13 protein-coding genes and 1 tRNA gene are annotated in these 14,847 nt (G+C 40.6%); 4 read left to right on the top strand and 10 right to left on the bottom strand.

The window, feature by feature from the left end; translation table 11 throughout:
* Positions 1 to 65: 65 nt before the first annotated feature.
* From NL111_RS03525 to NL111_RS03500, 6 genes are all read right to left on the bottom strand, one after another.
* Positions 66 to 875, bottom strand: coding sequence for a DNA/RNA non-specific endonuclease (locus NL111_RS03525; protein WP_002830694.1), 810 nt, complete (start codon positions 873 to 875; stop codon positions 66 to 68).
* Positions 876 to 966: 91 nt separating this feature from the next.
* Entirely contained in the window at positions 967 to 1,674 is a 708-nt protein-coding gene (locus tag NL111_RS03520; protein WP_285110484.1) for an aspartate/glutamate racemase family protein, read from the bottom strand.
* 5 nt (positions 1,675 to 1,679) lie between these two features.
* Positions 1,680 to 2,936: a carboxylate--amine ligase gene (locus NL111_RS03515; protein ID WP_285110483.1), complete on the bottom strand. Its 1,257-nt coding sequence runs from the start codon at positions 2,934 to 2,936 to the stop codon at positions 1,680 to 1,682.
* Positions 2,936 to 4,459, bottom strand: coding sequence for a UDP-N-acetylmuramoyl-L-alanyl-D-glutamate--2,6-diaminopimelate ligase (locus NL111_RS03510; RefSeq protein WP_285110482.1), 1,524 nt, complete (start codon positions 4,457 to 4,459; stop codon positions 2,936 to 2,938). The genes NL111_RS03515 and NL111_RS03510 overlap by 1 nt, the downstream gene beginning before the upstream one ends.
* A gap of 18 nt (positions 4,460 to 4,477) precedes the next feature.
* Positions 4,478 to 6,358, bottom strand: coding sequence for an asparagine synthase (glutamine-hydrolyzing) (asnB, locus tag NL111_RS03505; protein ID WP_002830690.1), 1,881 nt, complete (start codon positions 6,356 to 6,358; stop codon positions 4,478 to 4,480).
* Between the two features lie 345 nt (positions 6,359 to 6,703).
* A tRNA-Leu gene (locus tag NL111_RS03500) sits at positions 6,704 to 6,787 on the bottom strand.
* Positions 6,788 to 7,044: 257 nt separating this feature from the next.
* Here NL111_RS03500 and NL111_RS03495 point away from each other — a divergent pair.
* Positions 7,045 to 7,191: a hypothetical protein gene (locus NL111_RS03495; protein ID WP_004165597.1), complete on the top strand. Its 147-nt coding sequence runs from the start codon at positions 7,045 to 7,047 to the stop codon at positions 7,189 to 7,191.
* A gap of 117 nt (positions 7,192 to 7,308) precedes the next feature.
* Here the strand turns inward: NL111_RS03495 and NL111_RS03490 are convergent, their stop codons facing one another.
* The 3 genes from NL111_RS03490 to NL111_RS03480 form a co-directional block, all read right to left on the bottom strand.
* Entirely contained in the window at positions 7,309 to 7,587 is a 279-nt protein-coding gene (locus tag NL111_RS03490) for a heavy metal-binding domain-containing protein (protein WP_002830688.1), read from the bottom strand.
* Positions 7,587 to 7,805 (bottom strand): hypothetical protein, encoded by a 219-nt coding sequence (locus tag NL111_RS03485; protein ID WP_004165596.1) that lies wholly within the window; start codon positions 7,803 to 7,805, stop codon positions 7,587 to 7,589. Before NL111_RS03485 ends, NL111_RS03490 begins: the two co-directional genes overlap by 1 nt.
* Before the next feature lie 201 nt (positions 7,806 to 8,006).
* The gene (locus NL111_RS03480; protein ID WP_285110480.1) at positions 8,007 to 8,825 is read right to left on the bottom strand and encodes a Cof-type HAD-IIB family hydrolase; all 819 of its coding nucleotides are present in this window, start codon (positions 8,823 to 8,825) and stop codon (positions 8,007 to 8,009) included.
* Between the two features lie 487 nt (positions 8,826 to 9,312).
* Here NL111_RS03480 and NL111_RS03475 point away from each other — a divergent pair, with 487 nt between their 5' ends.
* Positions 9,313 to 9,972, top strand: a complete 660-nt coding sequence (locus NL111_RS03475; protein ID WP_159214384.1) for a deoxynucleoside kinase — start codon at positions 9,313 to 9,315, stop codon at positions 9,970 to 9,972.
* A 123-nt stretch (positions 9,973 to 10,095) separates the two neighbouring features.
* On the opposite strand, the gene NL111_RS03470 is transcribed toward NL111_RS03475, so the two are convergent.
* The gene (locus tag NL111_RS03470; RefSeq protein ID WP_285110479.1) at positions 10,096 to 12,060 is read right to left on the bottom strand and encodes a PTS sugar transporter subunit IIABC; all 1,965 of its coding nucleotides are present in this window, start codon (positions 12,058 to 12,060) and stop codon (positions 10,096 to 10,098) included.
* A gap of 216 nt (positions 12,061 to 12,276) precedes the next feature.
* Here NL111_RS03470 and treR point away from each other — a divergent pair, with 216 nt between their 5' ends.
* Positions 12,277 to 12,999, top strand: coding sequence for a trehalose operon repressor (gene treR / locus NL111_RS03465; RefSeq protein WP_002830683.1), 723 nt, complete (start codon positions 12,277 to 12,279; stop codon positions 12,997 to 12,999).
* Positions 13,000 to 13,002: 3 nt separating this feature from the next.
* Entirely contained in the window at positions 13,003 to 14,649 is a 1,647-nt protein-coding gene (treC, locus tag NL111_RS03460; RefSeq protein ID WP_285110478.1) for an alpha,alpha-phosphotrehalase, read from the top strand.
* The last annotated feature ends 198 nt before the right edge of the window (positions 14,650 to 14,847 follow it).

The raw sequence follows: 14,847 nt of genomic DNA, 5'->3' as shown, positions 1-14,847 counted from the left end.
AAAAGGTAAGGAATTGAATTCGTAAATGAATTCTAGTTCCTTACCTTTTTAAATTTCAGCTAATTTTAATTTTGGCTAACCGTCATACTTCGGTCTACGCGGGAACGACCGGTCGTGTAATCAAACCGCACTCCCGGTTGAACGTTCCAAATGAAAACGTTGAAGTTAAGGCTACCGTCCGTCGAAATTGCTTCCGAATGGTAGCCGATTGGCATCAAATCGTTGCCTTTAAATACCGTAGAAACCCGGTAAATCACCCGTTTGTTTTTCGCCAAAGCATCGCGTACCCGTTCTTCAAAAATCTGCATAGTTTGTTGATTACTGAAGGCGGTCTGCGTAGCTAAGTTCTTGGGGTTGTCCAAGGAGCCTAATTTCCGGGGGTTGAAGTTACCATTTTGGTCAAACTTGCCAGTTACCGAATAAGCTAATAAGTGGCCCCGGTTTTGAATTTCAACGCTACGTCCGTTAATCCGAACCCGTTTTTGATGCCAACCGGTAGGATTCCAAGTTTGGCTAGTCCGGGTGCTTGATTTTACTAAATTAGCCCGGCTTAGGTATCCGGTTGCCTGAGTCGTCCGGTTCAAACGGTCCAAATTACCATAATCAATCCGGTTGGTCTTCCAATCTTTCGGGTTTAACGTACTCCGGTTATGATTGACATATATGTAAGCCGGGTCCCCTGATTTAAACGTTAATTGCGACAACTGGCTGTCAGTCACGCTTTTCGTGGTCTGGGTATTTTGGGGCATCACTTGGTTTAGCAAATTGTTCGTTACTTGATGAACATCATTGCCCTTTAAAAACATCCCCAAAATGGCCACAATTAAAATTAGCCACCAGTTATTAGAACTTCTTCTTTTCTTTCGTTTACTCATAATTCCCCCACTAATTTTAAAAACAAAAAAAGTTGGGGTTGGACACCTTAATCTTCCAGCCTCAACTTATTTTATTAAATTACTTTTTGGATTACTTTCTGAGCTTCAAGGCCAGCTCAATCGAACGATCCACCAGTACTGATTGGGAATCAACTACTGGATAAGAATGGTCGTGCGCCATTTCTTGAGCGTAAGAAAGTTCCGTGCAACCTAAGATAACTACTTGGGCGCCCCGTTCTTCCGTCATTAGCCGTAAAATCTGGTAGAACAATTGGGCATCCACTTTATTTTGGGCCTTAATATCTTCAAAAATTAACTTGCTTGTTAAGTCTTGAATTTCAGGAGTTGGCTTAACAACTTCGTAGCCTTCCGCAATTAATTCCCGATCGTAAATTCCATCCGTCGTGGTTCCCGGAGTGCCAATAATGCCAATCCGTTTAGCAGTTGGAAACTCTTTTTTAATTTGCTTAACCGTTTCACGCGGCATGTGCACGATTGGAATTTCAGTCGCCTTTTGCAAATCATCATAAAAATAATGAGCCGTGTTGCAAGCAATCACGAAAAAGGCTGGATTTAACCGGCTCTGTTGTTGAATATCTTCCAACAAGTCGGGATACGGGTTGGGCTGCGAATGGTCCATTAAATAAGTGGAGCGATCCGGAACCGTAGCATGATTAACTAAAATGTAGTTTAAGTAATCTTGGTCCCGGTGCGCCGGCGTGCGGGCGTTCAACAACCGGATGTAGCTTTCGGTTGCGGGCGTGCCCATTCCCCCAATAATTGTGAAAAAGTCCTTCATTCCACTTACCCCTTGTTTTCTTTAAAATACTTTCGGAAATTCTTGACGTAGTTATGGTTCATCCACCAAATCAGAAGACTGCGTTTGAAATTCATGTCTTCGTCATAAACGGCGGTAAATCCATATTGGTCGCGGTTAATCAAATCAAGTGCCGCCTTTTTTTCCTCATTATCCTTGGCATATTTCTTGAAGACCTTAACTGGCACACCTAGCCAAAGTTTCCGGTTTTCAATGACGTCGTTAGCATAAACCGGCTCCATGTCCGCCAAAGTGTTGTTAACGTAATCGTCAACCACCCAACGGGCCAAATTATATCCATTTAAGGTAACAAAGAAGCTACTCCGCCCTTGGCGAATGTTAATTTCAAATAGCTTGAACTTGCCATCACGGTGGTCATACTTCATATCAAAGTTTGCGTACCCAACGTAGTCAATGCTTTCCAAGAATTTTTTAACGGTGTCGTAAATTTCTTGGTTAAATTCGGGCAAAATGGCCACGTAATTACCAATTGCGGATGGTGCCGGGTCTTCTAGCAACGGATGACCTAAACACATCATCTTTACCTGGTGCTTTTGGTCAACGTAGGCGTTGAGCACTCGCATGTTACTATCGTCCCCCGGAATGAAATCTTGCAAAATCAAATCGGAAGTGTAGCCATTGTCGTAAATTTTAGCAATCACGTCGTCTAACTCGGCTTGGGACTGAATCCGGAAGGCTTTCTTCCGCCCTTCAAAATGAATATCCAACCATTCAACACTATCGGCCGGTTTCAAAGCCACTGGGAAACCAAATGGTGAAGTGAACGTTTCACCACTTTCGTATTGGGCTTTCGTGATGAACTTGGTTGCCGGGTAAGGCAGATTATATTGATCACAAATTGAATAAAAACGTTCCTTATTGTTCAACTGTTTCAATAGGTCGTAATCAATGTATGGGCAAACAAAGGTCTGCGAAAGTTCTTCTTTATGCTTAGAAATTAGTTCCGCGTAACCGTCGCCCATTCCTAATAAGATTACTTTTTCATCCGAATCTTGGTACTTTTTAGCAATTTTCCGCATTGATTCGATAAATACCGGATCTTCAGAAAAACCAGGAATAATTTCAACGTTCACAATGTTAGTAAACCGGGTCGGTGCTAGCGTAGCACTAGCGTAGGCCTGTACCCGTCTCCCCGTGATTTCATAAAAAGCACGGGCCATTCCGTAGGCGTTAAAGTCACTCCCTAAAAGAATTGGTGTAAAGTTGTTTACTGGTCTTTCCATTAACTGATTCCCCTTTTTACTTCTTGTGCAACGCCCATATCCGTTGGCCAAGGCGTGTCAACTCCCCGTACTTTTTGGTACGGATCTTCACCCTTCCCAGCTAGCACGACGATGTCATGAGGGCCGCTTTCTACAATTGCTTGGCGGATTGCTTCGCGCCGATCCAGCACTTGGTGAACTTCGACCGTTCCAGGTTCAATATGGGCCATAATTTGGGCAATGATGTCTTGGGGATCTTCAAATCCCGGATCATCCGTCGTTAAATAAGCTACGTCAGCTTGTTCACTAAGGGCTTTTCCAAAGCCAGCCCGGCGTGAAATTCCCTTATCACCGGGACTTCCAACCACCACGATGGCCTTTCCGTCGTGATACTGGTGTTTAACAAATTTGAGTAACGCCCGCAAGCTCGCGTAGTTGTGCGCATAATCAACGAAAACGACGCCGTGTCCTGGAATTGCCAAATATTCCATCCGTCCTGGAATTACAATTTCACTTAACGGTTTTAACGCCGCGTCGCGGCCCGCACCCGCAAGTGCAGCCGCAATAATGGCGGCCGTCGCATTACTTTGGTTATAATCCCCAGCTACATTTAAGTCGTATTCTCCCGTAATTGCTAAAGCCGGCTTGGTGGAACTGGTAGCCGCAATCGTAAACCGATTATTAATTAAATCATCTTCCGCATTTTTGATGGTATAATCCACCCCACCATTGGCAGGATCTGCACTAAATAAGTAAATCTGCTTCGGATCCGTAGTAGCCTTTGCAGCTCCATATACGTCCTCAAAGCGATTAGTATCCGCATCAATAATGCACCTTTTGGAGTTCACCATCAACTGTAATTTACAGTGAAGGTAATCTTCAAAATCCTTATGCTCATTGCGCCCAATGTGATCCGGCGTAATGTTGAGAAAAATTCCACAATCGTATTTCAAACCATAAACCCGGTCACGTAAGTACGCTTGTGACGATACTTCCATGACAAGGTACTTCATCCCATTATCCACGGCCTGACGCATATCGTGGAATAAATCCATCGATTCTGGCGTCGTTAAGTCCGACTTGAACTGATCCTCCGGTCGGGGACCTACAATTCGGTCAATGGTTGAAAACAGCGCCACTTGTTGCGGATACTGCTGGTTCAAAATTGCGTGGGCAAAGTACGCTGAACTAGTCTTCCCCTTCGTTCCGGTAATCCCAATGATAAACAAGTCATTTTGCGGAAATTCGTAGTAAGTAGCCGAAAGAACCGCCATGGCTCTCGTAACGTTGGTTACAATGATTGCAGTCATGCCGGTTCCTTCAGGATATTCGCGTTCCGCTACGTACGTGGTGGCCCCAGCTTCTCGAGCGGCTTTCAAATATGCTGGTTCAAAGTTTCCCTTACAAAAGAACATATCTCCAGGTCTTACTTTTCGTGAATCATAGGTAATTCCTGAATTGACAGTCGTCGTTGATGATTCAATTTTTTTCAATAGGTGATGTTCCGCAAGTACAGTTCTTACGGTACCTAATTCTAACTTCATCTGCTCATCCCCAACTAACTATTCTTGCGTTTTGTGTACTAATTCCACGGTCTTCGCAGTGGTATCTTCTGGGAAGTAAACTTCATACCAGAGGATGAACGTATAAATCGTGAAGATCTTTTGCATGCTGGATTTACCGTTAACGTGTTCTTCTAAGATGTGCATTAATGCTTCTGGTTTGAAGAACTTCTTCGCAACGTCTGAATTAAAGGCTTCTTCGATCCGCTTACGGTACTTATCTTCCTTAATCCAGTTGGCAATTGGGGATGGGAAGCCAAGTTTTTCCTTCTTTGCAACCCGTTCTGGTAGTTCAGCTTCCGCTGCTCGACGAAGAGAAACCTTGGTTTCATCCTTGTGAATCCGAGTCTTAATTGGCATGGTTGCGGCAAACTTAGCCACTTCCCGGTCAACTAGCGGAGTCCGAACTTCGAGCGAGTTCGCCATGCTCATCCGGTCAGCCTTATGCAAGATATCAAATGGTAACCAAGTATTGATATCGAAGTATTGCATTTGGGTCATTTCGTCCTTACCGCGCACCTCATCAAAGATGTGTTGGGTGTAGGCACCTGAATCAACGTTGAGTTCAGGTTTAGCTAAGATTTCACTACGTTCTTGTTGGTTAAAGACGTAGTTAACCCGGTAGTAGCGTTCACTTAATGGTTGTGCACCCCGCATTAAGAAGCGCCGACCGTGGAAACGCGGTAATCCTGAAACCATCTTAGCCAAGCCCGTCCGAATAAATTGCGGAACTAGTTTTTGATAGCGTTCGAAGGTGAAAGCTTCTAGGTAAGTGTTGTAACCACCAAAGAATTCATCAGCACCTTCCCCAGATAAGGCAACCTTAACGTTTTCCCGGGTTCCCTTGGAAAGGTAGAACAGTTGCATTGCCGATGGGTTAGATAGTGGTTCATCCATGTAGTACATGATGGTTGGTAAGATATCGAAGTAATCGTCGCCATCCATGTACAACGGCGTATTCTTTTGGTGAATTTCCTTCGCAAATTCGGTAGAGTAACTCAATTCACTGTATTTGGAATCTTTAAACCCTAGCGAGAACGATTGAATTGGTTTCAATTTAGCGGCTTCCGCTAAAACGTAACTTGAATCAATTCCGCTGGAAAGGAAGCTTCCCACTTCTACATCGGCAATCATGTGGGCATCTACCGAATCCTTAACAATTTGCCGAATCTTCTTCGCATCGTCTTCCACCGTTTGGTTTTCGTCAATGTGATCGTAATTGAATTTGAAATAAGTGTGCGTTTCCGTCTTACCATTCTTGTGTAAGAAGTAAGTTCCTGGTAGCAACTTATAAACGTTGCGGAACATGGTTTCTTTTGACGGAATGAATTCAAAACTTAAGTGAATTGGCAATAATTCTTCGTTGAATTCCTTTTTAAAGTTTGGGTGATCCAAAAAGGCCTTGATTTCAGAAGCCCATAGGAAAGCATCCCCGTCATCATAGTAGTAAAGGGGTTTGATCCCAAAATGATCGCGCGCACCAAAAACTTCTTGCTTTTCAGCATCATAAATTACAAAAGCAAACATCCCGCGGAGCTTTTGTAAAAGTTCGGGGCCCCAAGCATCGTAACCATGGATCAATACTTCGGAGTCTACGTCGGTTTTGAACTCATAACCCAAGTCCTTTAGTTCTTGTCGAACCGTCTTGTAGTTATAAATTTCACCGTTAAAGGTCAATACTTTAGTTTTAGTGTTATTTTGCATTGGTTGACGTCCGTGGGCGAGGTCGATAATTGATAACCGCCGAAAACCCATCGAAACGTGTTCATCTTGAAAATAAGCTTCATCATCCGGACCACGGTGTTTGATCCGGTCCGCCATTGATTTAATTGTGTCTTTATTGACATTAGTTTGGTTAACGTACCCAACAAATCCGCACATTTTGCAATCCCCTTTTATTCTTCAATCTGTCTATGTACTTATTTCCCTGTTTTTACATACACTTAATTTAAAAATGCCCGTATCTGGGCGAAATATCATGTTTTCATCATATTCCAGTAATATATAACATTTTAGCAAAAATTGCATACCAATACTACTATCGTTAACTTTTCTTAACCGACTGCCCGGCTTTCTCCAGCCATTTTCTTTGTCGCTTGAATTTTCAGTCAAAAAAAATAAAGTGCTTTAGTCAGCTTCTACATCGACCAAAACACTTTAATTTAAATTATTTTGCACAAATTTTGTACATCCGTCACTTTAACACCTACCAATCAGGCTTATCTATGCCCGGAACAAGATTCGAACTTGCACATAGTTGCCTATACAGCGACCTGAACGCTGCGCGTCTGCCAATTCCGCCATCCGGGCTTAACAAATTAATTTTACACTAAACAACTATAAAAGTGAATAACTGATTTAAATCAATGAGGGATTATCATTTAATAAGTTTTAAATTATTTTCAACGTGTATATCATTAACAGTTCCAATCACTTTTCGTGTATAATACAAATAAGCAAAAAAATAAGGTAGGTAATTGCTTATGGGGGAAATCCATCTTAACTGCATTGTCCGTTGCCGGTGTTCCACGGACTTAAAGCAGCCTTTTGTGGGGAAAGTTATCAAAATGGATGACGATGAGGCCGTTGTAACGATCCTTGAATATGATCCTTGCGAACGCTATGTGGCGTACGAAATCAACTACACTACTCGGGTAAAGCCGTGTGATTTACGCCCCGTGTCCATTAAAGTACACCGCTCGAAGTCAAACTAAATTTGACTCTTGCAAAATTAAAAAGTGAGGCCCATTTCGTTCTTTACGAAATCACCTCACTTTTTAACATTTTATCGGGTTTATTACTTTTACGAGTAGTCACCAATCAATTAACTGTTACTTATCAATTACTACTACCGTCCCGTAAGCATGTACCACCAAAAATTTAGGTGCACCGTTTAGTTCCACCACTTCACTGTTATACTTTAAGCCAATGATGCCATCGCCACCACTCAACTCCGCTTTTTTCTTAATTTTCTCCTTGGATTCGTCAAACAATTGATCAAACATGTTGTACTTATCAATATCTTCTGAAGACAGCATCAAACTAGCCGTTGCTTCAACCACGTCTTTAATTGTGTAACCAGCATTGATACCTGTTGTGGTAATAAACATTATTGTTCCTCCCGCTTTTTCGCAGCTTCCTTTTTTTGCTCTTCCACAAATTTTTTCATTCGTAATCTAACTTCGATTACGGTGGTAGTAATCATTGAAAATAAGAATCCAACTACCCAACTAATAACCAGTGGTGCGCCACTTAAATGAAAAAACTCGGTTGCAACAACTAAAATTACCGCCACCGCTAACGGCAACGTAATTCTTAATGACTTCATTTTTTTCTCTCCTTGCGTTGTTTACCATCGGTTAGATGTTTGGAAAAGTATTGTACATACCAGGATAAAATTATCCCGACAATCACAATGATAATTAATTTGTTCGTTTGGCTCAAATCAGATAACCAAGTTAAGACCATGATTATCGTTGACAGAATCAACAAAATCAAAGAAGTTCGATAATACGTTTTTTTCGGCATTTTAATCCCCCAAAATAAATTGATGAATGGCTTCCGCAACTCCACTAGTGAAATCACCTTGGGTAACGTGCTTAGCCACCCGGCGAGCATCCGCAGTAGCATTCGCCACCACAACCGGCAACCCTACCTGACTTAGCATGGCGATGTCGTTGTTATTATCCCCTAAAGCCATGATTTCATCTTTTTGAATTCCTAACCGTTTGGCTAATGCTAAGGTAGCCTTTCCCTTGTCTACGCCCCCAAGGTTAAATTCTGTATATCGATTTGAAGAAAAGGTAGCGTTCAAATCAAAGCCTACCTGGCCTAACACTTCCTTACGGATTGCTTCCCGCTTTTTTGGATCGTGGTTCATCGTAATAATTTTAACGACGGGTTGGCCCGCCAACGGTTCTAACGTTTTGTATGGGTAATCCTCAACCTTAACGCCTCGTCCGGTCATGTACGCAGTATCTTCAGGATCGGGATTGTATACGTAAACGTGGTTCAAAGTGTAAATGTGGGTAGCGTAGTCTAACCGTTGTTTGACCACGTCAAAAATTTGGGTCGCCTGAGTTGCCGACAATGCGTTAACTTGGAGTACTCGGCAATCTTTATTTTCCACAATCGCTCCGCCATTATAAGAAATTACGTATTCGTCCGGTTGATTGCGCAATCCCAATTGCTCTAGTAATGGCTGAACTGATTGAAATCCACGTCCCGTGTTAGGCACAAATTTTACTCCTAATGCAGTAGCTTTTTTGATTGCTTGAATATTAACCTCTGAAACGCCAGTGGGGCCCACTAACGTTTCGTCTAAATCACTAACGACTAATTTTATCATAGTTTATCCTTCAATCCATTCGTTTACTTTAGACACATAGGCATCTAAATAATATTATTTTTGGTTTTGTAGTGCCGCCTTGTCAGCTAATTTTAGTCGGCAGTTCTAAGTTAGCTGAGTTGTTTGAGTTTGGCTCTTGAATGCTTAGCCTAAACGGGCTCCTGAACTCAATCTCTTCCGGCTAACAGAATTGCGTAATCAATCGCCAAGAGCGCGATTAATCACGCAATTCTGTTAGTCCTCAAAGATTACCCGGGTTCACTCGCCCTCTCCATCATATCCCACCTTGGTAACGCTTTTCAAACCTTTCTTTAATGGTCGACGGGGTTTATTTTTTACCCGGATCAAAACCAGCAAGCAGTTTTTTTATCAAAATTCAAGGTTGTTTTGCCCCGAAATTCTTTATACAATATGTTGTGGCTATTTGGAAATTTAGGAATATTTAGTACTAGATTTCGACGGCAAAAAACAAAAAGAGGGGCATTTTATGGTGATAATTACAGCAGGAATGATCGGCGTTGGTAAGACTACTTTGACGGGAAAAATTGCTGAATATTACGGGACACAGGCTTTTTATGAACCGGTTGGCGATAATCCAGTTTTACCGCTCTATTATTCAGATCCAAAAAGTTACGGATTTCTACTCCAAATTTACTTTTTGAACAAACGTTTTCAAATGATTAAGAAGGCGTTAGCTGATGACAATAACGTCTTGGATCGCTCAATTTACGAAGACGCCTTGTTTACTCGCGAAAATAACAAGGAAGGTAACATTACCGACACTGAATTCGAAGTCTACATGAACCTTCTTGATAACATGATGAACGAGTTGCAAGAGCTCCCTAAAAAGGCACCCGATTTAATGGTCTACGCAGAAACCGACTTTGACACCATCCTCTACCGGATTCGTAAGCGTGGTCGTGACTACGAACAATTCGACAATAATCCGGAATTAGAGTCTTACTACTACAAAATGTGGTCAGCTTATAAAGAATGGTATGAAGAATACGATGTAAGTCCTAAGATGAAGATTGATTTACAAAAATATGATTTATCAAACGAAGACAACACCAAAATTATTCTCAGTCAAATCGACCGTAAGCTAAAAGAAATCCGGGTTGAGGAACCTGTTCATAAGGCAATTTAACCTTTAGTTTTGGATTCGGTTATGAAAATCAAAAAGAGTTCTCAGAAATGAGAACTCTTTTTTTGTATTAATCACTAAAATTTTTGACAGCTGCCAAACCTTTTTACACAAAACCATCATGCTTTAGTTTTTGCCTGGGTTAACTGGCTTATCCACTTTCTGACCAATTTCCATCTTATCGCTGTATCCCCAAACATAAGTAAGTACAAAACCAACGACGGTTGATACTACCGAAGAGATTAGGAAGATGTAAAAACTACTTAAGTCTCCAGGGTTAGTTGGATTGAAGAAAGAAGCAAATCCTATCCAAGAACCCGCAAAGCCAAACATGTTTCCATGTAACAATCCGGTTATAAATCCTCCAAAAGCTGAACCAATTAAACCGGAGATAAAGACCCGACGGTAGCGCAAGTTAACTCCGTAAATTGCAGGCTCGGTAACTCCACAGAAGGCTGAAATTGCCGCTGCAAATGATAAACTTTTTAAATTAGCCTTTTTACTTTTAATGGCAACTGCAAGGGTAGCCGCCCCTTGTGAAATCATTGTCTGGCAAATAATAGCATTAAGATAACTATGACCAGCCGTTGCAATGTCATTAATTACTAATGGCTGAATTCCCCAATGTAAACCGAAGATTACTAATACTTGGTGGAACGATCCAATTAAAATTCCAGATACCCATCCACTACGTACGAGCGCCCAAGAAACTAACTTCGCAAGTCCATCCGACATTCCAATAATTACTGGTCCCGTAATGTAAATGGTAATTGCACTTACTACCAGAATAGTAATAAAGGGCACAAAAATCATGGTAAGGTAATTTGGCAGATGTTTTTTCAGCCAATTTTCTATCTTAAAAGCTAACCACGTTGCTAAAATCATTGGAAAAATTGAGTACGAATACTGCACCATTTGAAAATTGAAACTACCCAGCATACCTAACGACTTGCCTGCTAGGGGCGTCAAAGTAGGATGAACCAAAACTCCGCCAATCACAGCAGCAATAATTGGATCTCCCCCAATTCGTTTAGCCGCCGCAAAACCGACCATAATTGGTAGGAAGAAAAATACCGAATCTCCAATTGAATTTAGAATAATGTAAGCAGTGCTCTTGGGAGTTAAAATTTCACCTAATTGAGGCATCGTTAAAACTGATAACAACCCCTTGAGAATCCCTGCTGCCGCCAACGACCAAATAATGGGACTCATTGAACCGGTAATGACTCCAATAAGCTCGTCAAATCCATCTTTTAATTTTTCTAATAAATTGCGGTTATCCGGGCCAACCGGTTTATTGGCAGTAGTATCGGGTCTATCTTCCCCGCCATATTCCTCACCTAATTGATCAATTACCGCGTCATAAACTTCTACGACGTCAGGACCAATCACTACTTGATACTGGCCTTGAGCACGCATGATATCAATTACGTTTTCGTCCCTGCGAATTTGGTCATCATCTGGTTGATTGATATCTTTTAAATAAAAACGAACCCGGGAGATACAATGAATTACGCTTTTTATGTTATCAGGTCCTCCCACTGCCGCAATCACCGTTTCAGCAGTTTTAGCAAAACGATCGTTCTTAGTTTTAGAGTCCCTTTGCTCGCCTCCAGTTGCTTTCAACAAAGCGGTTGCCACTACCGCCCCCGCGTCAATCGTCTTGTTAACGATTTCAATTTTTTCTAACACTTCATTACTATTCGTAATCACCACAATCACGGTCGTTTGTTTACCTTCATTACGAACGTCATTTAGTTCCCAAGTCCCCATTTCACTGCCAGCTTCGACTTCATCGCCGACTCTAACATTAAGGTGATAAGGGGTTCCTTTTAGTTCTACAGTGTCAATTCCTAAATGAACTAAAACCTCGACGCCGTTTTTTGTTTTTATTCCAATAGCATGCTTTGTTTCCGCTACCATAGTAATCGTTCCTTTTACTGGAGCGACAATCTGCTTATCTACGGGATCCATTCCAAAACCTTCACCCATCATTTTCTGTGCAAACACAGAATCTGGAACTTGATTAAGTGGAATTACTTTTCCCTTTACCGGGGCGACAATTTTAAGTTTATTTTCTGCTTTTTTCATATTTTTTCTCCCATAAACTCCTTAAATAAATTCAAATGTAACCGTTTACTGATTTTGAATGTGTTTTTATCATAATCTTGTATATACATGTTGTCAATATAAAATTATAACTCCCCACATCAAAGAACAGTACGCGATTAATTAAAATAAACGCTTGTATATACTAGAATAGTTGTGATAAGATGTAAGCGTTTCTAAGGAGGAGGGCATACTTGTATGGAAAGTAAGTACGACTTAATTGAACAAGATCTTGCTAATAAAATTATTCACGGAATCTATCCCGTAAACACCTACTTGCCTAGTGAAAATGAACTTTGTGAGCTATATGGCACTTCACGGGAAACTGTCCGCAAAGCCCTAGCTATGTTACTTGAATTAGGTTACATTCAAAAAATCAAGGGCAAAGGTTCAATCGTTTTAGATGTTTCTAGATTTGTTTTTCCAGTATCAGGCATCAAATCTTTTAAAGAGCTTAATCAATCTCAAGATATGCATTCGAGAACTAAGTTAATTACATTGGAGCCTCGGTTAGTTCCTAACAAAACTTTTAATTTAGACAACGATGACCAATTAAATGCAACTTACATTGAAAGACTGCGAACGGTCAATGATGAACCAATTATTATCGATATTGATTATATTTTATCTGCAGTAGTTGCAAACATCCCTGAAAGAGCCGCAAAAAATTCTTTGTATGAATATTTTGAAGATGAACTCGGACTTGATATCAGTTACGCAACTAAAACTATCACGGTTGAGAAACCAACCGAACATCAGCGTCAGTTATTAAAACTTCCGGCTAATAAAGACGTGGTCGTTATCCGTAGTATGACTTATTTAAGCGATACTACCCTTTTTCAATTTACCGAATCAATTCATCGAGCTGACAAATTTAGTTTTGTCGACTTTGCTAGAAGACAAAAAATGAAAGGACATTAACCCATGAACTTTAAAGATAAAGTGATTTATCAGATTTACCCTAAATCTTTTTATGATTCTAATAATGACGGAATTGGTGATTTACGGGGAATTATCAAGAAAATCCCCTACCTTACCAAACTGCACGTTGACATGATTTGGTTCAACCCATTTTTCGTTTCGCCGCAATACGATAATGGATACGATATCGCCAATTACTACCAAATTGATCCCGTATTTGGAACCATGGATGATTTTGAAGAACTTGTCCAAAAACTAAAAGCTCAACACATTGAAGTTATGCTCGACATGGTTTTAAATCACGTTTCGACCGACCACGAATGGTTTCAAAAAGCATTAGCTGGCAATCAACGTTACCAAAACTATTTTTACATTCGTAAAGTCAAGGCTGATGGCAGCGTTCCGAACAATTGGACTTCTAAATTTGGTGGGACGGCTTGGGCCAAATTTGGTAATACTGACAATTATTACCTACATTTATATGATAAACATCAGGCTGATTTAAATTGGCATAATCCTGAAGTTCGAAAAGAGCTTTTTAAGGTCATTAATTTTTGGCATGACAAGGGCGTTAAGGGATTCCGCTTTGATGTAATTAACGTTACCGGTAAAGATACCGTTTTAAGGGACGCTCCTGCCGGCGTAGAATCCAAATTTATGTATACCGACACTCCCATTGTTCAAGATTATCTTAAAGAAATGAACCAAGCAGCCCTTCAAGATCCAGAGATAATTACTGTCGGTGAGTTTTCTTCTGCTTCAGTTACAAACGGAGTCAAATATACTCGGCCAGATGAACACGAACTTACCATGGCCTTTACTTTTCACCATTTAAAAGTAGATTATGATCACGGACAAAAATGGACTAAAATTCCCTTTGACTTTGCTGCACTAAAGCAAACTTTGAACGAGTGGCAAGTGGGCATGAACAAGGGCAACGGTTGGAACGCTCTCTTCTGGAATAATCACGACCAACCTTGGGCTCTCAATCGTTTTGGCGACCCCGTCCACTATCGCGAAAAGTCGGCTGAAATGCTCGCAACTACCATCCATTTATTACGAGGGACCCCTTACATCTACCAAGGTGAAGAAATTGGCATGAGCGATCCTAATTACCAATCGATTGATGACTATGTTGATGTTGAAGCACTAAATGCCTACCATACATTACTAAAAAGTGGCCATTCCCCTCAGGATGCTCTTGCAATTGTTAAATCTAAAGCTCGCGATAATAGTCGGGTTCCAATGCATTGGGATAATACTAAATACGCAGGATTTTCTAAAGTGAAACCATGGTTAAAACCCACAAATCAACAAAATATCAACGTTGATGACGAACTACGACACGGTGAAATTTTTAACTACTATCAAAAATTAATTAACTTGCGTAAGCAATTCAAAATAATTTCTGAAGGTGATTACCAACCTTTTGAACTCGCACATCCGACTGTGTTCGCTTACCTTCGAACTTACCAATCCCAAAGATTGTTAGTATTAAATAATTTTTACGGAAAAGTGGCCACAATTTCCATACCTGAAAAGTTTACGTCGCCAGACGCAAACATCTTAATAAATAACTATTCCACTCCCGAAAGAGTTTCTAACAGTCTACGACTAGAGCCATATCAATCATTGGCCATTCTCGTTTAAAGATAAAAAAACTTCGTGTGTAAACACAATTTTGCACATGAAGTCTTTTTTGTATTCAAAGCAGTCTTTAACAAATACTAATCTCTAATTAAGCATTGCCCTATTTGATTTTTGTAGATAACCAACTCCAGTAAATTTGTTACTAATATTTAGGTAATATAAGTTTTTTATACATCGCCTTAATTTTTAAATTAATAC

The organism is Pediococcus sp. AC40 (genome assembly GCF_030252485.1).
Classification (GTDB): domain Bacteria; phylum Bacillota; class Bacilli; order Lactobacillales; family Lactobacillaceae; genus Pediococcus; species Pediococcus acidilactici.
The sequence above is the reverse complement of the archived record's forward strand: the minus strand, read 5'-3'. Positions and strand labels throughout refer to the sequence as shown.